Origin of the sequence: Arthrobacter sp. NPDC057388, assembly GCF_042668165.1 — a bacterium.
Classification (GTDB): Bacteria; Actinomycetota; Actinomycetes; order Actinomycetales; family Micrococcaceae; genus Arthrobacter.
The window spans coordinates 38,527-59,820 of record NZ_JBHVBL010000009.1 but is presented as its reverse complement, the minus strand read 5'-3'; the positions used below and the strand labels follow the sequence as shown (position 1 = coordinate 59,820).

At 66.6% G+C, this 21,294-nt stretch carries 19 protein-coding genes; 12 read left to right on the top strand and 7 right to left on the bottom strand.

Features of this window, described 5'->3' with window-relative positions:
• Window position 1: 1 nt before the first annotated feature.
• From ACFUTU_RS06570 to ACFUTU_RS06550, 5 genes are all read left to right on the top strand, one after another.
• Window positions 2-1,513 (top strand): CoA-acylating methylmalonate-semialdehyde dehydrogenase, encoded by a 1,512-nt coding sequence (locus tag ACFUTU_RS06570; RefSeq protein ID WP_377962247.1) that lies wholly within the window; start codon window positions 2-4, stop codon window positions 1,511-1,513.
• Between the two features lie 88 nt (window positions 1,514-1,601).
• The gene (locus ACFUTU_RS06565; protein ID WP_377962244.1) at window positions 1,602-2,513 is read left to right on the top strand and encodes a sugar phosphate isomerase/epimerase family protein; all 912 of its coding nucleotides are present in this window, start codon (window positions 1,602-1,604) and stop codon (window positions 2,511-2,513) included.
• Between the two features lie 62 nt (window positions 2,514-2,575).
• Window positions 2,576-3,589 (top strand): Gfo/Idh/MocA family protein, encoded by a 1,014-nt coding sequence (locus ACFUTU_RS06560; RefSeq protein WP_377962241.1) that lies wholly within the window; start codon window positions 2,576-2,578, stop codon window positions 3,587-3,589.
• Between the two features lie 119 nt (window positions 3,590-3,708).
• Window positions 3,709-4,584: a sugar phosphate isomerase/epimerase family protein gene (locus ACFUTU_RS06555; RefSeq protein WP_377962239.1), complete on the top strand. Its 876-nt coding sequence runs from the start codon at window positions 3,709-3,711 to the stop codon at window positions 4,582-4,584.
• Window positions 4,581-6,038: a sugar porter family MFS transporter gene (locus ACFUTU_RS06550; RefSeq protein ID WP_377962236.1), complete on the top strand. Its 1,458-nt coding sequence runs from the start codon at window positions 4,581-4,583 to the stop codon at window positions 6,036-6,038. The genes ACFUTU_RS06555 and ACFUTU_RS06550 overlap by 4 nt, the downstream gene beginning before the upstream one ends.
• A 102-nt stretch (window positions 6,039-6,140) precedes the next feature.
• Here ACFUTU_RS06550 and ACFUTU_RS06545 read toward each other — a convergent pair whose 3' ends face one another.
• On the bottom strand, window positions 6,141-6,590 hold the full coding sequence (locus ACFUTU_RS06545) for a MarR family winged helix-turn-helix transcriptional regulator (protein ID WP_377962233.1): 450 nt from the start codon (window positions 6,588-6,590) through the stop codon (window positions 6,141-6,143).
• Between the two features lie 172 nt (window positions 6,591-6,762).
• Between ACFUTU_RS06545 and ACFUTU_RS06540 the strand changes: the two genes are divergently transcribed.
• Entirely contained in the window at window positions 6,763-8,046 is a 1,284-nt protein-coding gene (locus ACFUTU_RS06540; RefSeq protein ID WP_377962231.1) for an MFS transporter, read from the top strand.
• On the opposite strand, the gene iolB is transcribed toward ACFUTU_RS06540, so the two are convergent.
• The 3 genes from iolB to ACFUTU_RS06525 form a co-directional block, all read right to left on the bottom strand.
• Entirely contained in the window at window positions 8,036-8,953 is a 918-nt protein-coding gene (iolB, locus tag ACFUTU_RS06535; protein ID WP_377962228.1) for a 5-deoxy-glucuronate isomerase, read from the bottom strand. The two genes, ACFUTU_RS06540 and iolB, sit on opposite strands and share 11 nt — an antisense overlap.
• Window positions 8,954-9,108: 155 nt before the next feature.
• A complete protein-coding gene (locus ACFUTU_RS06530) occupies window positions 9,109-9,849 on the bottom strand; it encodes a GntR family transcriptional regulator (RefSeq protein WP_377962224.1) in 741 nt (246 codons plus the stop codon).
• A 206-nt stretch (window positions 9,850-10,055) separates the two neighbouring features.
• Window positions 10,056-11,087, bottom strand: coding sequence for a gamma-glutamyl-gamma-aminobutyrate hydrolase family protein (locus tag ACFUTU_RS06525; RefSeq protein ID WP_377962221.1), 1,032 nt, complete (start codon window positions 11,085-11,087; stop codon window positions 10,056-10,058).
• A gap of 199 nt (window positions 11,088-11,286) precedes the next feature.
• Between ACFUTU_RS06525 and ACFUTU_RS06520 the strand changes: the two genes are divergently transcribed.
• The 4 genes from ACFUTU_RS06520 (at window position 11,287) to ACFUTU_RS06505 (ending at window position 15,743) form a co-directional block, all read left to right on the top strand.
• Window positions 11,287-11,994 carry a FadR/GntR family transcriptional regulator gene (locus tag ACFUTU_RS06520; RefSeq protein ID WP_377962430.1) on the top strand — a complete coding sequence of 236 codons (708 nt, stop codon included), beginning with the start codon at window positions 11,287-11,289 and terminating at the stop codon, window positions 11,992-11,994.
• Window positions 11,995-12,279: 285 nt separating this feature from the next.
• The gene (locus ACFUTU_RS06515; RefSeq protein ID WP_377962218.1) at window positions 12,280-13,647 is read left to right on the top strand and encodes an MFS transporter; all 1,368 of its coding nucleotides are present in this window, start codon (window positions 12,280-12,282) and stop codon (window positions 13,645-13,647) included.
• A 36-nt stretch (window positions 13,648-13,683) separates the two neighbouring features.
• The gene (locus ACFUTU_RS06510; protein WP_377962215.1) at window positions 13,684-14,460 is read left to right on the top strand and encodes an SDR family NAD(P)-dependent oxidoreductase; all 777 of its coding nucleotides are present in this window, start codon (window positions 13,684-13,686) and stop codon (window positions 14,458-14,460) included.
• A gap of 149 nt (window positions 14,461-14,609) precedes the next feature.
• Entirely contained in the window at window positions 14,610-15,743 is a 1,134-nt protein-coding gene (locus tag ACFUTU_RS06505) for an LOG family protein (RefSeq protein ID WP_377962212.1), read from the top strand.
• Window positions 15,744-15,770: 27 nt separating this feature from the next.
• Here the strand turns inward: ACFUTU_RS06505 and ACFUTU_RS06500 are convergent, their stop codons facing one another.
• Together ACFUTU_RS06500 and ACFUTU_RS06495 are read right to left on the bottom strand one after the other, a co-directional pair.
• A complete protein-coding gene (locus tag ACFUTU_RS06500) occupies window positions 15,771-16,814 on the bottom strand; it encodes a matrixin family metalloprotease (RefSeq protein WP_377962209.1) in 1,044 nt (347 codons plus the stop codon).
• A 164-nt stretch (window positions 16,815-16,978) separates the two neighbouring features.
• Entirely contained in the window at window positions 16,979-18,151 is a 1,173-nt protein-coding gene (locus ACFUTU_RS06495; protein WP_377962206.1) for a VIT1/CCC1 transporter family protein, read from the bottom strand.
• Window positions 18,152-18,397: 246 nt separating this feature from the next.
• Between ACFUTU_RS06495 and ACFUTU_RS06490 the strand changes: the two genes are divergently transcribed.
• Window positions 18,398-18,625, top strand: coding sequence for a hypothetical protein (locus ACFUTU_RS06490; protein WP_377962203.1), 228 nt, complete (start codon window positions 18,398-18,400; stop codon window positions 18,623-18,625).
• 140 nt (window positions 18,626-18,765) lie between these two features.
• Here ACFUTU_RS06490 and ACFUTU_RS06485 read toward each other — a convergent pair whose 3' ends face one another.
• A complete protein-coding gene (locus ACFUTU_RS06485; protein ID WP_377962200.1) occupies window positions 18,766-20,289 on the bottom strand; it encodes a sodium:solute symporter in 1,524 nt (507 codons plus the stop codon).
• 293 nt (window positions 20,290-20,582) lie between these two features.
• On the opposite strand from ACFUTU_RS06485, the gene ACFUTU_RS06480 reads away from it, so the two are divergent.
• Window positions 20,583-21,158 (top strand): helix-turn-helix domain-containing protein, encoded by a 576-nt coding sequence (locus ACFUTU_RS06480; protein WP_377962197.1) that lies wholly within the window; start codon window positions 20,583-20,585, stop codon window positions 21,156-21,158.
• Window positions 21,159-21,294 lie beyond the last annotated feature (136 nt).

The following is a 21,294-nucleotide window of genomic DNA, read 5'->3' as shown; positions in this document are numbered from 1 at the left end:
CATGTCAACGACGACCGTCACCACCACCATCAACCACTTCATCAACGGTGCCGAGACCGCCGGCGAGGGCGACCGCACCACCCCCGTCTACAACCCGGCCACCGGCCAGGTCAGCGCGGAACTGCGCCTGGCCAACCGGGCCGACCTGGACACCACCGTCGCCGCCGCCCGCAAGGCGGCCGATTCCTGGGGCGACATTTCCCTGGCCAAGCGCACCGCCGTCCTGTTCAAGTTCCGCGAACTCGTCGCCGAACACATCGACGAACTCGCCGCGCTGATCACGGCCGAGCACGGCAAGGTCCTTTCCGACGCCAAGGGTGAGATCGGCCGCGGCCTGGAGGTCATCGAATTCGCCTGCGGCATCCCGTCGCTGCTCAAGGGTGACTACTCGGACCAGGTCTCCACCGGCATCGACGTGTTCTCCTTCCGCGAGCCCCTCGGCGTCGTCGCCGGCATCACGCCGTTCAACTTCCCGGTCATGGTGCCGCTGTGGATGGCCCCGATGGCGATCGCCACCGGCAACGCCTTCATCCTCAAGCCCTCCGAACGCGACCCCTCCGCCTCCCTCCTGCTCGCGAAGCTGTGGAAGGACGCCGGCCTGCCCGACGGTGTGTTCCAGGTCCTGCACGGCGACAAGGAAACCGTCGACGGGCTCCTGACCCACCCGGACGTCGACGGCATCTCCTTCGTCGGCTCCACCCCGATCGCGAAGTACGTCCACGAGACCGCCACCAAGCACGGCAAGCGCGTCCAGGCCCTGGGCGGGGCGAAGAACCACGCCATCGTGCTCCCGGACGCGGACCTGGACAACGCCGCCGACCACCTTGCCGCTGCCGCGTTCGGCTCCGCCGGGGAACGCTGCATGGCGATCTCCGTCGCCGTCGCCGTCGGGGACGCCGCCGACCTGCTGGTGAAGAAGGTCGAAGAACGCGCCACCGCGGTCAAGGTCAACAACGGCACCGTCCCCGGCGCCGAAATGGGCCCGGTCATCACCCCGGCCTCCAAGGAACGGATCGTGAAGATCGTCACCGAAGCCGAAGCCGCCGGGGCCGCGATGGTCGTGGACGGCCGCGACCTCGTCATCCCCGGCCACGAGGAAGGCTTCTGGGTCGGGCCGACGGTTCTCGATCACGTCAAGACCGAAATGTCCGCCTACACCGAGGAGATCTTCGGACCCGTCCTCGTCGTCGTCCGCGTCGACACCCTCGAAGACGGCATCAAGCTGATCAACTCCAACCCCTACGGCAACGGCACCGCCATCTTCACCTCCTCCGGCGCCGCCGCCCGGAAGTTCCAGCGCAGTGTCACCGTCGGCATGATCGGCATCAACGTGCCCCTCCCGGTCCCGGTCGCGTACCACTCCTTCGGCGGCTGGAAGGCCTCCCTCTTCGGCGACAAGCACATCTACGGCCCCGAAGGCGTCTCCTTCTACACCCGCGGCAAAGTCGTCACCTCCCGCTGGCCCGAACCCACCCACGCCTCCGGCGCCTCCTACAACTTCCCCTCCAACTAACCCCCAACGCCACTATCGATTGCTCCGTAACCGCCGTTTTGAGCGTCCAAAAGGGCACCTGCGGAGCAATCGATGAGAAGGAACGGAAATGACAGAGAACAAGCTGATCATCGGCACCGCACCCGACTCCTGGGGTGTCTGGTTCCCGGACGACCCCAAGCAGACGCCGTGGGAGCGCTTCCTGGACGAAGTGGCCGAATCCGGCTACAAGTGGATCGAGCTGGGCCCGTACGGCTACCTGCCCACGGACCCCGCGCGGTTGGCCGAAGAGCTCAAGCAGCGCGACCTGAAGGTCTGCGCCGGAACGGTCTTCACGGCGTTCCACCGCGGCCTGGACCAGTGGGAAACAGCCTGGGAGCCGGCCCGCAAGGTCGCCGAACTGACCGCAGCCATGGGCGGCGAGCACATCGTGGTCATCCCGGCCATGTGGCGCGACGACGTCACCGGCGAGGCCGTGGAGAGCGGCACGCTCAGCGACAAGGCGTGGAGCGACCTGTTCGCCGGCCACAACCGGCTGGGCAAGACGCTGCTCGAGGACTTCGGCCTCAAGCAGCAGTTCCACTCCCACGCCGACTCCCACGTCGGAGCCCAGGAGGACATCGAAACGCTGCTCGGCGCAACGGATCCGCAGTACCTCAACCTGTGCCTGGACACCGGACACGCGGAATACTGCGGCGCCTCAAGCCTTGAGCTCATCAAGAACTACCCGGACCGGATCGGCTACCTGCACCTGAAGCAGATCAACCCGGACGTCCTGAAGAAGGTCAACGAGGAAAACATGACCTGGGCAGCAGCCAACCTGGCCGGGGTCATGACCGAACCGCCCAACGGCCTGCCGGACCTGCGCGCCGTCATCGAGGCCGTCGAGGCACTGGACCGGCCCATCTTTGGCATCGTGGAACAGGACATGTACCCGGTGGCCTTCGACGTCCCCATGCCCATCGCCAAGCGCACGCGCAACTACCTGCTGTCCTGCGGCTCCCGCACCGCAGTCAGCTAACACCGCGGTCAGCTAGCGGTTAACCAGCAACGCCCGATCCGTCCGAATCCAAAGGAAGAACAATGACTGAAACCCTTCGCGTCGCCGTTATCGGCGCCGGCCGCATGGGCGCGGACCACATCCAGCGCCTCAACAAGCGCATCCACGGCGCTGAAGTTGCCGCCGTCGTCGACGTTGACCTCGCCCGCGCCCAGGCCGCCATCGAGGGCATCCCCGGGGCCGTTGCCCTGGCTGACGCCGAAGAGGCGCTGAACAACGGCGATGTCAACGCCGTCCTCATCGCCACCCCGGGCTTCCTGCACGAGGAAATCCTGCTCAAGGCCATTGCCAAGGACATCCCCATCCTGTGCGAAAAGCCGCTGACGCCGGATGCCGAGTCGTCCTGGAAGATCGTTCAGGCGGAGGAGAAGCTGGGCCGCAAGCGCATCCAGGTGGGCTTCATGCGCCGCTTCGACGCCGAATACGCCGCCCTCGGCTCGGTCATCCGCAACGGCGAACTCGGCGAACTGCTCATGCTGCACCACCAGCACCGCAACCCCAGCACTCCGGCCGGCTTCACCAACGAGATGCTCATCAACGACTCCGTGGTCCACGAGTTTGATGCCATCCGTTTCTTCACGGGCGAAGAGATCACCTCGGTCCAGGTCCGTCTCGGCAAGCCCACGAAGAACGCCCCGGCCGGCCAGCATGACCCCCAGCACGTCCTGATCGAGACCGAGTCCGGTGTCCTGGCCGACGTCGAAATCTACGTCAACGCGAAGTTCGGCTACGAAGTGGCCACCCAGGCGTCCTTCGAGGACGGCATTGTCAGCATCGGCGGCGACAGCGGCCCGTACCTGCGCAGCAACGGCCGCTGGGGCGGCAAGGTCACCCCCGGCTTTGAGGAGCGTTTCGGCGCAGCGTACGACGTCGAGATCCAGGCCTGGGTGGACGCCGCCCTCCGCGGCGAAATCGGCGGACCCAGCGCCTGGGACGGCTATGCGACAGCCGCCTGCTGCGAGGCCGGCGTGGAAGCCCAGAAGAACGGCGAAAAGGTCGCCGTGAAGCTGAACGCCAAGCCTGCCCTCTACAGCTAGGCCCTCCCGTTTCTTGGAGTTTTTGTCCAGATAATGCCCCTTCGAGGCCCTCAAGACGGCATTATCTGGACAAAAACTCCTTTCGTTACCCGATCCTTTTCCACAATGGAGTGTTCCTCGTGAAAATCGCCCTTGACCCCACCCCGTTCCACCACAGCCACAGCCTGCTGGAGTTCCCGAAGGTGGTGGCGGACCTTGGCTACAAGTACATGCAGATGACGCCGCATCCGGATTTCATCCCCTTCTACAACCACCCCAAGGCCGACGACGAACTGGTGGGCCAGCTGAAGAAGGCGTGCACGGATGCCGGCATCGAAATTGCGTCCATCCTGCCTGTGCTGCGCTGGTCGGGCCCGGACGAGGACGCCCGCGAAGCAGCGGTGCGCTACTGGAAGCGCGCCATCCAGATCGCCGTCGACCTGGGCGTCAGCACCATGAACACCGAGTTCAGCGGCCGGCCGGAGCTTGCCGAAGAATCCGAGCGCGCGTTTTACCGCTCCATGGAGGAACTGCTCCCCATCATCGAGCGCGAAGGCATCGACCTCCTCATCGACCCGCACCCGGATGACTTCGTGGAGGAAGGCCTTGCCGCCATCCGCGTGATCCGCGGGCTGAACTCTAAGAACGTCGGCATGGTCTACGTGGCCTCGCACAGCTTCCACATGAAGAATTCGCCGCTGGACATCATGCGCGCGGCAGGGGACAAGCTCCGCCTGGTCCACGTCGCCGACACCATGGACCACCACGCCTCCCACGGCCTGCGGTACATCACCAACCCGCCAGGCAACGCCGTCCGCGTGCACCAGCACCTGAAGATCGGCGACGGCGACGTGAACTGGGACGAGTTCTTCGGCGGCCTCAAGGAAATCGGCTTTCTGGACAAGGACAACACGGTGATGGTTTCCAGCGTCTTCGCCGAAAACGAGAACGCCGAAGAGGTTTCCCGCTTCCAGCTGGACACCATGAAGCAGTACGTCCAGAAGGTCAGCGTATGACGGCGGCGCAGTCCGGGAAGGCTGACTTAAAACACAAGCGGGCGCTCCGCACCGTCACCATCATCTCCACCTTCGGCGGCCTGCTCTTCGGCTACGACACGGGGGTGATCAACGGCGCCCTGCCCTACATGCAGGAGGACCTTGGCCTGACCCCGCTGGCTGAGGGCATGGTGACATCGTCGCTGCTGTTCGGCGCCGCCTTCGGTGCCCTCTTCGGCGGCCGGCTGGCGGACCGCAACGGCCGCCGCAAGATGATCATGGTCCTGGCCGTCATCTTCCTGGCCGGCACGCTGTCCTGCACTTTCGCCCCCAGCACCGAGTTCATGGTGGCGGCCCGGTTCATCCTGGGCCTGGCCGTGGGCGGCGCCTCCGTGACGGTGCCCGTGTACCTCGCGGAGGTGTCGCCGTCGGCCCGCCGCGGGCGGATCGTGACGCAGAACGAACTCATGATCGTCACCGGCCAGCTGCTCGCCTTCATCTTCAACGCCTACCTTGGCAACACGTTCGGCGAGGCCGGGGGCATCTGGCGCTGGATGCTGGTGATCGCCACACTGCCGGCCGTCGCCCTGTGGATCGGCATGGCCTTCATGCCCGAAAGCCCCCGCTGGCTGGCCTCCATGGGCAGCTTCGGCGAGGCACTGGGTGTGCTCCAGCGCATCCGCTCCAAGGCCGAGGCCGGGGCGGAGTTCGAAGAGGTCAAGGCCATGGCCGTGGAGGACTACAAGTCCAAGATGGGGTCCTGGAAGGACCTGCAGGTTCCGTGGCTGCGCCGGATCTTCTTTGTGGGCGTCGGACTCGCGGTGATCCAGCAGATCACCGGCGTGAACTCGATCATGTACTACGGCACGCAAATCCTCGCGGATGCCGGCTTCGGCCGGGAAGCGGCGCTCAGCGCCAACATCGCCAACGGCGTCATCTCCGTGCTGGCCACCTTCGCCGGAATCTGGCTTCTGGGCAAGGTGGGGCGACGCCGGATGCTCATCACCGGGCAGGTCGGAACCACCGCGGCGCTGCTGCTGATCGGCCTGTTCTCGCTGGTCCTGCCGGAGGGGACCGGCCGCGGCTACGTGATCCTGGCACTGACCGTCACGTTCCTCGCGTTCCAGCAGGGAGCCATCTCACCGGTCACGTGGCTGATGCTCTCGGAGATCTTCCCGCTGAAGCTGCGCGGCCTGGGCATGGGGGCGTCAGCCTTCGTGCTGTGGATCGTGAACTTCCTGATCGGCTTCGGCTTCCCGCAGCTGCTTGCAGCAGTGGGCATCTCCAACACGTTCTTCGTGTTCGCCATCCTCGGCGTGGGCGCGATTCTGTTCGCCGCCAAGTACGTTCCGGAGACCAAGGACAAGAGCCTCGAGGACGTGGAACACTACTTCAAGCACCAGGCGGGTGCCGCCCCGGAGGCGGAGACTGCCCAAGCCGGGACCGACGTCGAAACGCGCACCCCGGTCCACTAGCGGGACACCCGGAACAACATCCGGAGTTTTTGTCCAGATAATGCCCCCTCGAGGCCCTCGAGGGGGCATTATCTGTACAAAAACTCCATTCCTGCGGAGGGTTTAGACGCCGGCGTGAAGGCGGGGGAGGGCTTCCACCAGGGATGCCAGCTCCGGCACCTGCTGGGCTTCGGCCAAGGTCCGTTCCAGGGTGGCGTCGTGGACCGGGCGTGCTTCGGCCAGCAGCTTGCTTCCGCTGTCCGTCAGTTCGGTGTAGATGCCGCGGCGGTCGTCCGCGCACAGGATGCGGGTCAGCAGGCCGCGGTCCTCCAGCCGGTTCACCAGGCGGGTTGTGGCGCTGGGGGAGAGTGCGGTAGCCCGGGCCAGCTGCTGCATGCGCATATGCCACCCATCCTGCCTGCTGAGCGCATCCAGCACCGTGTATTCGACGACGGAAAGTTGCGCCTGCCCCTGCAGCGACCGCTCCAGCTGTGCCTCGATCAGCCCGTGCAGGGCGGCCAGCGTGCGCCAGCCTTGGGCGCGCACCTCCACGGCGTCGTCCTTGATGCCCATTGGGCGATCCTCCTTCAGTTCTCTGGACCCCGGCAGCGGAGCCCGTTCAGATAGTTGCTTGCGCGGTATATCCATTCGTGCAATAGTTGCTTGTGCAACGAAATATAGCGCGCTTGCAACTACTAGCTTACGCCGCGCTCCCCACCCAGTACAGTTCCGAAGGAGCACATCCATGCCTGTTGGCCTGATAGCCCTAGCCCTCGGCGGGTTCGGCATCGGACTCACCGAATTCGTCATCATGGGGCTGCTCCCCGAGGTGGCGGCCGACTTCAACGTGAGTGAAGCCTCCGCCGGCTGGTTCATCTCCGGCTATGCCCTCGCCGTCGTGGTGGGAGCCCTGGGGCTCACCGCCGCCGTCTCCCGCTTCCAGCGCAAGCCGGTCTTGGCCGTCCTGCTGGTGCTCTTCATTGCCGGCAATCTGCTCTCCGCCATTGCGCCCGACTATTGGGCGATGATGGCCGGCCGCGTGATGGCCGCCCTGGCGCACGGTGCCTTCTTCGGCATCGGTGCGGTGGTTGCTGCCGGCATGGTTCCGCCGACCAAGAAGGCCGCCGCCATCGCCATCATGTTCACCGGGCTCACGGCCGCCAATGTCCTCGGGGTTCCGCTGGGCACGCTTCTCGGGCAGGCGGCAGGCTGGCGGTCCACCTTCTGGGCCATCACGGCAATCGGCGTGCTGGCACTGGCCGGTATCCTGGCGCTCGTGCCCAAGGCCGGCAGCGGCGAGGCGGCCCAGGGCGGCCTGCGCAGTGAGCTCCGCGCCTTCCGGTCAGGCCAGGTCTGGCTGTCGATCCTGGTGACCATCCTCGGCTACGGCGGAATGTTCGGCGCCTTCACCTACATCGCCTTCACGCTGACGGAGGTCTCCGGATTCGCCGCCTCCACGGTGCCCTGGCTGCTGATTGTGTTTGGCGTCGGCCTCTTCATCGGCAACACCCTCGGCGGCCGGGCGGCTGACCGCAATGTCGACCGGACCCTGCTGGCCGTGCTCTCCGTCCTGGTGGTGGTGCTGGTGGCCTTCGGCCTGAGCGCTGGCAACCAGATACTCACCATCGCCTCTCTGCTGCTTCTGGGCGGCTTCGGGTTCGCCACGGTACCCGGCCTGCAGATGCGCGTCATGAAGTACGCGGCCAAGGCGCCTACCCTGGCGTCCGGGGCCAACATCGGCGCGTTCAATGTGGGCAACGCCCTCGGCGCATGGCTGGGCGGCGTGACCATCACCGCCGGCCTCGGCTACACCTCGCCCATCTGGGCAGGGGCAGTAATCACGGCGCTGGGCCTTGCGGTGATGGCCGGCGCTGCCGTCGGGGCCAGGGCAAGTGCCCGCCGGGCTCCGGCTGCCGGGCTGGCGGCCGCGTCCCAAAAAGGCATGGAGACGGAACCGGCCGGTTCAACCGAAGCTGAACCGGCCGACGTCGAACCCGCCGTTGCGCGCCAGGGCGCGCTTACGCCTTAAACGGCAGCCGGGGGTCCACGTTCTGGCCCTCCCAGGTCTGGCGCACCCAGCCGTGGTGCGGGTCATCGCTGATGAGCCAGTCGCGGACGCGGCCGGGTCCGGCCATGACGTTGAGGTAGTACATGTCGTAGCCGGGCGCGGCCATGGCCGGGCCGTGCCAGCCGTAGGGGACCAGCACCACATCGCCGGTGCGGACCTCGGCGGAAACATCGATGGGGCGGTCGTCGGACGCGTAGACCCGCTGGTAGCCGATGGCGTCCGCATTTTCGCCGGGCCCCGTGGAACCGGGCCCCGTGGAACCGGGGGCAGCCGCCACCCGCGTCTCGAAGTAGTAGATCTCCTCGAGCCGGGTCTCGCCCTCCTTCTCCTCGTCATGCTTGTGCGGCGGGTAGGAGGACCAGTTGCCCGCGGGTGTGATGACCTCGCAGACGATAAAGCGGTCGGCTTCCAGTGCGGCCGGCGTGCCGAAATTGTGGACCTGGCGCGAGCAGTTGCCGGCTCCGCGCAGCTCCACCGGCGTCTCGGCCGCGGTGATCAGGCGGGCGGGGTAGTGGACCTTGGCGGGCGCCGTCGCGATGGCGACCCGGCCGCCGTCGGACGACGAGACCGTGACCGCCTTGTCCGTCCCCGTGTACAGCACGTCGGTGGGGCCGCTGAAGACGCTGGCCCGGCCGGCAAGCGGGTGGTCCAGGCCGTCGACCGTCGCCGTGAACGCCCCGCTCAGCGGGATGACAATCCGTTCCTCGGCGGCCGGGGGGAGTTCGACGGCGGCGCCCGGGGCCAGCCTGGCCACCTTCAGTCCGGTGTGTTCCCAGCCTTCCACGGAAAGTTTCGAGTCCGACGTTCCCAGCGAAACGTCCCAGCAGCCTTCGGCTGCACTGCCCAGGGGATATACCCATTCGGCCATAAGTCATGTCCCTTTCGGAGGTGTGTGTAGTGGGCGCCGGTACCGGCAACCGGCACGGCGGTCGGTACAGCATCGGTACAGCAATCGGCAGGAGGGCAGGCCAATGGCAGCCCCCCGCTCAGCGGGGGCAGAAGCCGGCCCGACGCTGCGGGTGTCTAGCGCTGGACCAGTGTCATTTCGAAGCTGTACGAGTCGCCCCGGTAGACGTGGTGGCCGGTCTCCACGTTCCGCCCCGTGTCATCGACGGCGGTGCGTTCCATGGTGACCAGCGCCGAGCCGGGCTGGGTTTCAAGGAGTGGTGCCTGGTAGTCGTTGGCCACCATGGCGCCGATGCGTTGCGTGGCCAGCCTGAAGTTGACGCCGCCGCTGCGCAGGATGCTGTACAGGCCCTGCGTCTTCAGCAGGTCCTCATCGATATGCGTGATGTCGTCCCGGACCCAGTTCTCCATGAGGGCCAGCGGCTTGCCGCCCACCTTCCGGAGCCTGGTGAAGTGGTAGACCTTGGCCCCGGCGGCGAGGTGCAGGGCCTCCCGGGTGGCGGCGTCGGCCTCAACATGCGCAAAGGTGAGCACCTCGGTGGTGGGCTTGCTGCCATTGTTCGTCAGGTCGTCGTACAGGCTGGACAGCTCCAGCGGGCGGCGGACCTGGCTCGACACCACCTGCGTGCCCACGCCCCGCTTGCGGACGAGCAGCCCGGAGCGGACCAGTTCGTCCATCGCCTTGCGCATGGTGGGACGCGAAAGGTTCAGTTGGGCGGCGAGATCGATCTCGTTCTCCAGCCGGCTTCCGGGTTCCAGCAGGCCGGTATGGATGGCAGCCTCAATGCCCTGGACAACCTGATGGTACAGCGGCACCGGCGACGAGCGGTCGATGCTGAGGTGTAGTTGGTTCGCCATTGAGTGCTCCCTTTGTGCCGCAGGTTCCTGCGTCCAGGAAGCCTGTTTGTCAGCGCATGTCCGTTTGTTAGGACATACTCCGATTTTGATCATAGCAGGGCCCGGCCTGCAGTCAAGGAACCCGGTCAAGGAACCCAGTCATGGAACGCGCGCGGGAATACTGGGCGCCGGGGATATTGGGCGCGGCGGGCTCACGCGCGCAGCGCTCAGGAGGGGCGGCAGGCCTCGACGAACACCCGGAATGGAGCCAGCCGTTGCTCGTCCGTCAGTTCCAGGGCCTCCGGGTGCCACTGCACGGACGCGATCCACCGCTCCGGGTCCTCCAGCGCCTCCACGGTTCCGTCATCCGCCACGGCGGTCACCACGAGCCCCGGCGCCACCCGGTCGACGGCCTGGTGGTGACCGGAAGCGATCTTGACCTGGAGGGCGGTGTCACCCGCGGCCCCGTCAATCGCGCCCGGCTCACCGGCGGCCGCAGCGGCACTCGCCGCAGCATTACTGTCTGCGTGTGCCGGACCGGACCCGCTGCCTTCAGGTTTTTCGGCAGCGGCATACATCCTTGCCACCTTGGATCCCGGGGTGATGGTCACCTCGTGCCACACCCACGGCCTGTTCACATCTGCAGGGATCTGGCGGTGCGGCACGGTGCCGGGGGTCATGTCCTGGACGAGGGTTCCGCCATAGAGGACGTTGAGCAGCTGGTGGCCGCGGCAGATCCCCAGCACCGGCGTGCCGGCGTCCAGTGCGCGCCGGGCCACAGCGATGTCCAGCCGGTCCTGCTCCCCGTTGACGTCATAGAGGGTGGGCCCGGGCTCCTGGCCGTAAAGGCGCGGGTCAACGTCCCCGCCGCCGGGAAGTACGACGCCGTCAAGCACCCCGGGCGCGTCCGGCACCTTCCCGCCGCCGGAGGTTCCGCCGTCGGCCCTTCCGCTGTTGGGTGCTCCAGTGCCTGCAGTTTCACCGGCGGATGCCCCGTTCAGTCCGCCCTCCAGCGACTCCGGGGTGAGCAGCACCGGCTCCCCGCCGACGTCGCGAATGAGGCTGACAATGAAGCCGAAGAGGCTGTTGGCCTTGGCCACCCGCGGGTCCGGGTCCGCCGAGCTGCTGAGCCGGACGGGGATGCCGATCCGCGGCCGCCGCCCGGGGGTGGGCGCCGCATCCTGTACCCCGGCCTGGCGCTGTGTCTCACCCTGGCGCCGTGCTTCACCCTGGTTCTGGGTCCCGTCCTGTGACTGCAAAGTTCCTGAATTCCGCGGTGAATCCTGCATCCTCAAATTGTGCCCCATATACCCGCGATTAAGCTGGGTGTGCGTTTTCCGGACCCTCCGCGTGGCCAGCCAGCGAGCCACAAGACGTCGCACTTTGGGACCGTTTACTGCGCCCGCCGCGGTTTCGGTAGTGTTGGGAGCAGCAGGCAAGGCGAAAGTAGGGCAGTCGATGGGGCGCAGGACACTTGTTGACGACCTCGTCGACGGGCTGCTGGACGACATTCTCGACGGCAGGCTCAAGCCTCATGATGCGCTGCCGCCGGAAGCCGACATCGCCAAAGCCTACGACGTCAGCCGGCTGACCGCACGCGAAGCGCTGAAGGCACTGCGGGCCCAGAACATCCTGTACGTCAAGGCCGGCCGCGGCACGTTCGTAAACCCTGCAGACAGCTGGACCGGCCTCGATGCGATCATCAAGGCCGCGTCGCACGGCAACGCTGACGACCAGGTTTCCCGCGGACTGATCGAGGTGCGGCGCATGGTGGAAACTGGTGCTGCCGCGCTCGCCGCTAGGCGGCACACCCCCGAACATGCCGACGAGATGCGGGCCTCCATCGCGGACATGAAGCGGTTCCACCAGGCCGGCGACCTCGACGGCTTCGTGGCTGCGGACATCGCCTTCCACGACACTGTTCTGAAGGCCTCCGGCAACCCGTTTGTCCGCGCCCTGCTGGCCCAACTCGGCCAGTCCCTCTACCGCGCCCGCCGCGAGACGTCGGCCATCGAGGAGATCCAGCGCCACGCCATCGCCTTCCATCAGCGGGTGCTCGAGAGCATTCTCACCGGCGATTCCGAGCTCGCCCGGAAAGCCATGGATGAGCACATGGACCAGACCTTCGAGGACTACGAGCGCTACGTCCACGGCAGCCGTTCCTAAGGCTCCGGCGCCAGTTCCCGGGCTCCTGCCACCCCGTCCCGGCCCCGGCCCCTGGGCTTTGCCCTTCGTGGCCTGCGGCTATCCTAGGCGCGCCTTTCGGCTGCGGAGTTTTTCGCCTTGACGTAACGCCCGTCACCCTCCTATGCTTTTGGTCATGTTCCTCCGTCAGATGTCTGACATCAGATAAATAAGACATAAACGCTGAACGGATTGAGAACCAACAAGACAAGCAGCGGAAACCCACCCGCAAAGCCGCCGGGCCGGGAACCGCCAGACAGAAGGTCGATGATGACTTCATTAACCACAACGTCCTCCGGACTCGGCGAGCTTGGAGACCGCACGCTGCGCAAAGTCCGCCGCCGCGTCATGCCGCTGATCGTGCTCCTCTACTTCGTCGCCTACCTTGACCGCAACAACGTCGGGTTCGCCAAGCTGACCATGAGCGAGGACATCGGCCTGACCGCCGCCGCCTACGGTCTCGGCGCGGGCATCTTCTTCCTCGGCTACGCCCTCCTGGAAGTGCCCAGCAACGCCGGCATGTACAAGTTCGGTGCCCGCAAGTGGCTGGCCCGCATCCTCATCACCTGGGGCCTCTTCGCCACCGCGATGGCCCTGGTGAACGGCGAAACCACGTACTACATCATCCGTTTCCTGCTCGGCGCCGCCGAAGCCGGCTTCTTCCCGGCCATCCTCTTCTACCTGACCCTCTGGTTCCCCGCCGCACAGCGCGTCACCGTCCTGGGTATCTTCATCCTGGCCCAGCCCATTTCCAACGCCCTCGGCGCACCCGTCTCGGGCCTGCTGCTCCAGATGGACGGCATCCTCGGCCTGCACGGCTGGCAGTGGCTGTACATCATCGAAGGCATTCCCGCCGTCCTGCTCGGCCTGCTGACCCCCATCCTCATGACGGACCGGCCCCGGGACGCCAAGTGGCTCAACGCCGACGAGCGCGAATGGCTGGCCACCACCATGGACGCCGAACTGGCAGCCAAGTCCAAGGGCGGCAACCACAACTTCCTGGCCGGCCTCAAGGACAAGCGCACCATCGTCTACTCCGCCCTGTACTTCGGCCTCGTCTGCGGCATCTACGGCCTGGGCCTGTGGCTCCCGACGATCGTCGCCGCCCTGGGCAAGTTCTCCACCGCAGAGGTCGGGTTCATCGTCCTGGTTCCGTACGCCATCGCTGCAGTCTTCGTCTACTTCTGGAGCAAGCGTGCCGACAAGACCGGAAAGCGCGCCTGGCACACCGCCGTCAGCATGGTCCTGGCCGGCCTGGGACTCCTCGCCGCCGGATACCTCCTCCCGGTCAACCCTGTCCTGGCCCTCATCGCCCTGACCGCTTCGGCCATGGGCATCTACGGAGCCATCGCGCCGTTCCTCTCCATGCCGTCCGCCGCCCTCACCGGCGCGGCAGCCGCCTCCGGCCTCGCCCTGGTCAACTCCCTGGGCAACCTCGGCGGCTTCGTGGCACCGTACGCGGTCGGCATCCTGAAGGACACCACCGGCAGCAACCAGAGCGGCCTGCTGTTCCTCTCCTTCTGCCTGTGCGTCACGGCAGTGGCCACCTACCTCTACGCCCGCAAGCGCCCCGAAGGCGACGCGGCCCTGGAGCCGGCAGTGAAGGTTACCGAAGACACCACGACCGGCCGCTAAAGACCCATCCGAGAACCACCCGAAGGAATACCACCAATGAGCTCAACCACCCCTTTCCCCGCAGAACGCACCGTCGTGCTGACCGGAGCCGCCTCCGCCCGCGGCATCGGCCGGGCAGCGGCCGACCGCATGGCCAGCGAGGGCTGGTCCATCGCGATCCTCGACATCAACGCCGAGGACGCGAAGGCTGCCGCCGCGGAGATCGGGTCCAACCGTGCCGTGAAGGCGATCGGCGTCGGCGCCGATGTTTCCGACGTGGCCTCCGTGGACCGGGCGATCACCGAGATCGAAGAGTCAATGCCGCCGATCGTGGCACTGGCCAACCTGGCCGGCATCAGCTCCCCGACGCCCTTCATGGAAACCACGGTTGCCGAGTGGGACAAGGTCTTCGCAATCAACATGCGCGGCACGTTTGTAGTGTCCCAGCGGGTGCTCAAAGGCATGATCGAACGCAAGCTGGGCCGCATCGTAAGCATCTCCTCCATCTCCGCCCAGCGCGGCGGCGGCACCTACTCCAAGGTGGCCTACAGCGCGTCCAAGGCCGGCATCATCGGCTTCACCCGGGCCCTGGCCCGCGAAGTCGGTGAGTTCGGCGTCACCGTGAACGCCATTGCCCCGGGTCCGATCGACACCGACATCATGGGCGGAACGCTGACCGAGGAGCGCAAGGCCCAGATGTCCGAGGGCATCATGATGGGCCGCGTGGGCACGCGGGAGGAAGTGGCCGCGCTGATCTCCTTCCTGCTGGGTGCGGACTCGGGCTACATCACCGCCGCCACCTACGACATCAACGGCGGCCTCCAGGTCTCCTAGCCAGGTTTCCTGACCGGTTCCCGAACGGTTCGCGTCACCCTGCAGCGCCCCGCCGGTCTTCCGGCGGGGCGCTTCGCCTTGGCCGGTGTTTCCTGCGCGTCTCTTCGGCTCCGAACGTCCCGGCGGGGCACCGCACTAGGCTAGGCACCATGAACCCCTCCGGCAGCCTGAATCCCAGCCCGCGGACCCTTGAGGTGGACAGCGTCGCCAGGTTCGACCGGCTGGTGAGGGCAGGGGCGAAGGCGATGCACGGCTGGCATGCGCAGTCGCTTGACCTCCGCGGCCGGGCCACAGCCCTGGCGGCGCTGGACGCCGAGGGCGCGATTTTCCTGGGCTGCACTTTCGACCCGGGCGTGGAGGATTCACTCCGCAGCCGGGGCGCCCTGATCTTTCCGAAACTCACCGGCGTGCCCTTCAACCCGTACCGCGCCGGACTTTACACACCGCAGGAGCTGTACGCAGGCATCGTTGACGGGCCCTACGAGAAAACCCCGGACGCGCTGGTGTACCAGTGGAGCATGCGGCCGGGGCAGCGGAACCGCCTCGATTCCACCCTGGCAGCAGCCCTGCACGACCACGCCGTCGGCGATGCCCTGGAGGAATTCGTCCGCACCCTCAACAGCGGGGGCCGGTCCATCGTCGGGGTCATGGGAGGCCACGCCCTGCAGCGGGGAACCGCTGGCTTCGCCGCCGCTGCCACCCTGGGACGGCTCCTGGCCCGGCGCGGCCATCTGGTGGCCACCGGTGGAGGCCCCGGCGCCATGGAGGCCGCGAACCTGGGGGCTTACCTCAGCAACGCAGGCGATACCGAGTTCCAGGACGTGCTCCGCGACCTGTCAGCCGTCCCGGGCTTCCGCCCCTCGGTGTCCGCCTGGGCACGTGCTGCGGCAGCCGCCGTCGAACGCTTTCCGGGCGGGACCCCGTCCCTCGGCATTCCCACCTGGTTTTACGGCCATGAACCGCCCAATTATTTCGCCACCCACATCGCCAAGTACTTTGCCAACGCCGTGCGCGAGGCCATCCTCCTGGAGGTCTGCAACGGCGGGATCGTGTTCCTCCCGGGGGCTGCCGGCACGGTGCAGGAGATCTTCCAGGACGCCTGCGAGAACTACTACGGCGTCCCGGAGACCATGACCCCGATGGTGCTGGTGGGCCGGGAGCACTGGGAGCAGAAATTTCCCGCCTGGCCCATGCTTCAGAGCCTCGCCGCGGGCAGGGCCATGGAGCAGCGCATTTTCCTGGTGGACGCCGTGGACGAGGCGCTCGCGGTCCTCGGCGGATGAGCCCGCGGCCACTCCGGGCGCAGTGCCCTACAGGTCGTTCCGGCAGGGTGCCTGACCCAGCCGGTACAGACCGTTGAGGTCGCCGGCCGCGAAGCCGTCGGGGGCACCGATCTCCGGGTACATGAGCTGTGCGGGGTCGTCCACGTGTTCCAGCCCCATCACGTGGCCCAGTTCGTGGAGGACGACGGCGGTGGCATAGGACGTGCCGTCGGGACGCCCCAGTTCCACCGCCATCTGCGGTGCATCCAGCTCGAGGCTCCCGGTGACATAGCTCTTGGGCCCGTTCCCGTAGCTGTAATGCGTGCTCCCGCCGGTGCCGATCACCTTTCCGCCCAGCTTGGGAGCCACGTCCGGCGTGGTCCAGCTGATGAGCAGGGGAGCCCAGCGGTCACCGTATTTTTCGGGTTGGTAGGGGGAGCGCTGGGCCGAGGGCTGTTCGTCCGTGGCCCCGTCGTCCACAAACTGGATGCCGGTGGCGCGGGAGATGGTCTGGATCGCCAGGGGAACCAGATCCGCAGCGCCTTCGGGCGCGAGTTCGGCGTTCACCACGTAGTGCAGCGGGCGGCAGGGCGAGTAGCCCACGGGGGAGCCGTTGCTGTTCACCGCCAGGAACTTGTAGGAGGTGCTGGGTGCGGACGGCGGCTCCGGCGTGCCCAGGGGAGCGGGTGCCTCCCCGAAGCCCGGCGGCGGGGCGCCCACGGTATGGCCCGGGCCTCCGGCCGCGCCGGTCCCGTTCTCCCGGCTGCCATGCTCCGCGTCCTGCCCAGGCTGCTCTTGGTCCCCCTGGCTGCGGCCGTCGTCATTCTGCCCGTCGTCATTTTTCCCGGCCGGGTCCTGCCGGGACTGGTCCTCCCGTGGCACGTCCTGGTCTCCGGAACCGATGCGGAAGTTCAGCGCATCTGCGAAACGGGGATCCCCGTAGGCCATTCCTGCCGCGAGGAACGCCGCACACCCAAGGGCGGCCAGCATGATCAGCCAGCGGATAAACTTCCCGGCTGCGGTCGCCGGCCCGGAATGGCGCGGCTGGTGCCGATGCCGGGGCTGGCTCTCTCCGGGGTGTTGACCCTCCACTGCACCCCTTTCACGGCATTCCATTGCCGCGCGGCCCCCGCCATCCATCAGGCGCTGGGCAGACAAGGCACATATAAAACAAGCGGCAACAAGCATTAAGCAAGCAGGCTTACTTTACAGTTCCGCCCGCTCAGCGATGAAACCGGCTGAACAGGCCGGGCGAGTCAGGCGATGACAGCGCCGAAGGCCATGCCCAGGAGGTACGTGACCCCGGCCGCTCCCAGACCGATGGCGAGCTGCCGCAGCCCCCGCGTCAGGGGTGAGGTTCCGGAGAGTAGGCCAACGGTGCCGCCGGTGGCCAGCAGGGCGATGCCCACCAGAACCGCCGCCACGAGGAGGGCGCCGATTCCGGTCATGCCGAAAATGAAAGGAATGATCGGCACGATCGCCCCCGAGGCGAAGAAGCAGAAGCTGGAGAGCGCCGCGCCCCAGGCCGTGCCTACGGCTTCGTGCTCGTCCTCGGTCTCCGGCAGTTCAGGATGCAGCGAGAGGCTGGGGTCGCAGTCGCACGTGAAGAGGCCCATGCGCTCGGCCACGCGGTGTTCGGCGGCCTCCCGGGACATGCCGCGGGCCAGGTAGACCAGCAGGAGCTCGTTGTGTTCGATGTCCAGCTGCGGTGCTGCCACCAGCGTCACCTGGGTGGGGCGGGTCGCGGCCAGGAGCTCGCGCTGGGAACGGACGGACACGAATTCTCCGGCACCCATGGAGAACGCGCCCGCCAGGAGTCCGGAGATGCCACTGAGCAGGACGACGCCGCTGCCAACGCCGGTGGCGGCCATGCCCATGACCAGTGAGAGGTTGCTGACCAGGCCGTCGTTGGCGCCGAAGACGGCAGCCCGGAACGTACCGGCCAGCCGGTTGCGGCCGCGTGTTGCCAGGCCGCGGACCACTTCCTCATGGATCTGTTCGTCGGCTGCCATGGCAGGAGTGGCCGACGGTTCCTTGGTGTACGGCGAACGGCCCTCGGCCCGCTGCGCCAGCGCAAGAACAAACACGGAACCAAAGTGCCGGGCGAGGAAGCCGAGAAGCCGGCTGCGGAAGGAGGCGTGCCGGGGCTTGCCGGCATGCTCGCCGAGCAGCTTCAGCCAGTGCGCCTCGTGGCGGCCTTCGGCTTCGGCGAGGGCTAAAAGGATGGCGCGCTCTTCGCCGGTGCGGTTCTGGGCGAGGTCACGGTAGACGGCAGCCTCGGCGCGTTCATCGGCGAGGTACTGGCGCCAGCGCTTGATGTCGGCGGCGCTGGGCTCGGGACGGGATTCTGCGGCGCCGGCTGCCGGGCTTTTGGTTGGGCCAGGCACTTCGCCGGTGGCGGGGTGGTCAGATTTGGCGTGCTGAGACACGGGAACTCCTGGGTAGCTGGGGCGTGATGCGGCCCCATTGCACGGCCCACTTTACCGCGGAATTCCGCGGATTTTCGGCCGGTAAGCCTTAGCCGGAAGTTTAGGGAAACCTCAATAACCCGGCCCGTCGAGCCGATGCCACCCGCCTGTCCAAACGCCCTTGACCGCCCGTACCGGCGGTGATCTGATGAAAATGTGCCCCGCCGACGGCGGGTACGGAAGTCCAACCATACGGAGGTCTGCCTGATGAACACCAACGGATCGCACCCCGAGCCGGACACGCGCATCGACTCCGATCCCGCCTACGACTTTGCCGAAGACACGCCGGTGGAAGACTGGGACGCGGAAGACGAATTCCTTGATTCCGAGGAGAGGGTTGTTCCCGCCAACTCAGAGGCCGTGGACGACGACGAACGGGTGGTTCCGCTGGACGCGGACGACGAGTTCCGTGGGGACGAAGGCTACGAAGACTGAAGGGTCTTTATCAGCACTGAACTTTCCCTCCTGCTCCGCCCAACTCGTGAAATCGCGACGGCGGTGCCTCCCCGCGCTGGGAGGCACCGCCGTCGTCATGTTTTACTGCCAGATCTGCCGGCGGCAGATCACCGGAAGGCCTACAGCGAGCCGGCCGAAACCGGAACCTCTTCGCTTTCCTTGCCGGCCACCCGGAGGTACCACCGGTTCATGACCGCCGGATCCGTGGGCCTGGTCAGCAGCGACACTGCCACGTAGACCACAGCGGAAGCGAGCAGGCCGTAGTAGATCGGCTCGTTGGCAAAGACGCCTTCCAGCGGTTCCTTGGCATTGACCTCCAGGACGATCATGGTGCCGAGCGTGACGACGGAACCTACGGCCATGGAGGCAGCAGCTGCGATGCCGGTGCCGCGCTTCCAGACGAGACCGCCGAGGATGGCCACAAGCAGGCCGCCCACCAGGATGTCGTAGGCGATGGTGAGGGCCGCGACGACGTCCTTGGTGATGATGGCGATCAGGATGGCCACGATGCCCAGACCGAGGACCCACATGCGGTTGGCCTTGACGTCGTGCTCGGGGTTGTCGGAGTCGTCGGTGTTAATGGTCTTGCCGAACCAGCCGGCGACGAAGGGCAGCACGTCGGCGCGGGCCACGGTGGCGGCCGCAATCAACGCACCTGATGCGGTGGACATCATGGCTGCGACGGCGGCGGCGAGCACCAGGCCGCCGATGCCGATGGGCAGCAGGTTCTGTGCCACCTCGGCGTAGACGACGTCCTTGCCTTCGGTGGCGACGTCGATGTTCGGCAGGGCCACCCTCGCGCCGAGGCCGATCAGTGCGCCGGCCGCGCCGTAAAGGATGCAGTAGATGCCCGCGGTGGCGCCGCCCCAGCGGGCAACCCGGGGCGTTTTCGCCGTAAACACGCGCTGCCAGATGTCCTGGCCGATCAGCAGGCCCAGGGTGTAGACGACGAAGTACGTGATGATCGTCTGGACGCCGATGCCGTCAATCTCGAAGAAGCTGGCCTCCACCCGGCTGCGGATGCCGTCGATGCCTCCGGCGGCGTTCAGCGTGAACGGCAGCATCAGGACGAAGATGCCGACGGTCTTGATGACGAACTGGACCTGGTCGGCCAGGGTGATGGACCACATGCCGCCGATGGTGGAGTACACCAGCACAATGGCGCCGCCAATTGCGATGGCCAGTGCGCGGTCCCAGCCGAACAGGACTACGAAGATGGTGGCGTAGGCTCCGGTGGAGGTGGCGCAGAGCATAAGGGTATAGGCGAGCATGACGATGCCGGAGGTCCGGGTGGCCTGGCTGCCGTAGCGCAGGGACAGCATCTGGGAGACGGTGTAGATCTTCAGCTTCTGGATGGTGCCGGCGAAGAGCAGGCTTAGGAGCAGGACACCGGCACCGATCGCCACCACGAGCCACATGCCCGAGATGCCGAACTTGTAGCCCAGGCCGACGCCGCCGACGGTGGAGGCGCCGCCCAGGACCACGGCTGCCATGGTTCCGGTGTAGAGGAACGGGCCCAGGCGCCGGCCGGCCACGAGAAAGTCACTGTTGTTTTTGGTGCGGGACTTGCCCCACCAGCCGAAGGCCAGCATGGCGGCCAGGTAGGCCACCACGATGGCGATATTGACGAAACTTGCGTCCATGATTTGGGGATCCTTGGAGCTTTGGCAGCTTGCGGGCCGGGCCGGAAAACGGACTACCGGGACGGCCGCTGCACTGTGCGGAAATCTGGGGGAAGGAAGGGTTCCTTGCTGTTTCCCTCCTCGTGGGAGTTGTTTCACAAGCAACACATGTTTCATAGAAGCGTAGGCTGTGATTCGAGTAACAGTCAAGACGCAAAGGCCCGCGGGGCGGTTTGCCCCGCTTCACAGAAGGGCCGGGCCGATAATATGGCTCCATTGTCGGGGCCGTGCGGCCGGCCGTGAAAGGTTCGTAAATGAAGGCACTACCAGTTGAGCCGAGCAATGTTCCGGTCGCCATCGGTTCAAGAATCCGGGCCGCCCGCCAGTCCCAGCGGCTCACCATCGAACAGGTGGCAGGCGCCACCGGACTGACCAAGGGCTTCCTGAGCCGGGTGGAGCGGGACCTTACATCGCCCTCCGTTGCCTCGCTCGTGACGCTGTGCCAGGTGCTGTCGATCTCCATCGGGGACCTGTTTGCCGCCCCCGAAACCCACCTCACCAAGCGGGACGCGGGTCCCCGCATCTCACTCGGCGGCCAGGGGATCGTCGAGCGCCTGCTGACCGCTCGCTCTGAACGGCGCGTGCAGATCATCCAGGCCGTCATCGATCCCAGGGGCCGCGGCGAGTCTGAACTTTATGCCGTGGACTGCGACGTCGACGTGCTGCACGTAATCAAGGGGACCATCAAGCTCATCCTGACCAATGAGGAGTATGAGCTGGCCTCGGGCGACACTGTCACCTTTCCCGGCAGGGAGCCGCACACGTGGGTCAACCCCACGGACGAGCCCGTCGAGGTTCTCTGGGTGCTGGTTCCCGCCGCCAGCCGGTAGCTTTCCGGCCTGGGCCCGGACCGCCGTCCTGCCGGGGGTCCGGGTTTTTTCTTGCCCTGATTCCTGGTGCTTCTGTAAACAGTCGGTGCACATTGGGCAACTTCGAGTGTATGATGGCTGTCACAACCCACCCTCG

Bases quoted from the DNA above. Each gene is read 5' to 3' on its own strand.
- ACFUTU_RS06565 (WP_377962244.1), top strand. From the start codon at position 1,602: ATGACAGAGAACAAGCTGATCATCGGCACCGCACCCGACTCCTGGGGT.
- ACFUTU_RS06515 (WP_377962218.1), top strand. From the start codon at position 12,280: ATGATGACTTCATTAACCACAACGTCCTCCGGACTCGGCGAGCTTGGA.
- ACFUTU_RS06540 (WP_377962231.1), top strand. From the start codon at position 6,763: ATGCCTGTTGGCCTGATAGCCCTAGCCCTCGGCGGGTTCGGCATCGGA.
- ACFUTU_RS06505 (WP_377962212.1), top strand. From the start codon at position 14,610: ATGAACCCCTCCGGCAGCCTGAATCCCAGCCCGCGGACCCTTGAGGTG.
- ACFUTU_RS06510 (WP_377962215.1), top strand. From the start codon at position 13,684: ATGAGCTCAACCACCCCTTTCCCCGCAGAACGCACCGTCGTGCTGACC.
- ACFUTU_RS06560 (WP_377962241.1), top strand. From the start codon at position 2,576: ATGACTGAAACCCTTCGCGTCGCCGTTATCGGCGCCGGCCGCATGGGC.
- ACFUTU_RS06485 (WP_377962200.1), bottom strand. From the start codon at position 20,289: ATGGACGCAAGTTTCGTCAATATCGCCATCGTGGTGGCCTACCTGGCC.
- iolB (WP_377962228.1), bottom strand. From the start codon at position 8,953: ATGGCCGAATGGGTATATCCCCTGGGCAGTGCAGCCGAAGGCTGCTGG.
- ACFUTU_RS06530 (WP_377962224.1), bottom strand. From the start codon at position 9,849: ATGGCGAACCAACTACACCTCAGCATCGACCGCTCGTCGCCGGTGCCG.
- ACFUTU_RS06545 (WP_377962233.1), bottom strand. From the start codon at position 6,590: ATGGGCATCAAGGACGACGCCGTGGAGGTGCGCGCCCAAGGCTGGCGC.
- ACFUTU_RS06520 (WP_377962430.1), top strand. From the start codon at position 11,287: ATGGGGCGCAGGACACTTGTTGACGACCTCGTCGACGGGCTGCTGGAC.
- ACFUTU_RS06570 (WP_377962247.1), top strand. From the start codon at position 2: ATGTCAACGACGACCGTCACCACCACCATCAACCACTTCATCAACGGT.
- ACFUTU_RS06490 (WP_377962203.1), top strand. From the start codon at position 18,398: ATGAACACCAACGGATCGCACCCCGAGCCGGACACGCGCATCGACTCC.
- ACFUTU_RS06480 (WP_377962197.1), top strand. From the start codon at position 20,583: ATGAAGGCACTACCAGTTGAGCCGAGCAATGTTCCGGTCGCCATCGGT.
- ACFUTU_RS06550 (WP_377962236.1), top strand. From the start codon at position 4,581: ATGACGGCGGCGCAGTCCGGGAAGGCTGACTTAAAACACAAGCGGGCG.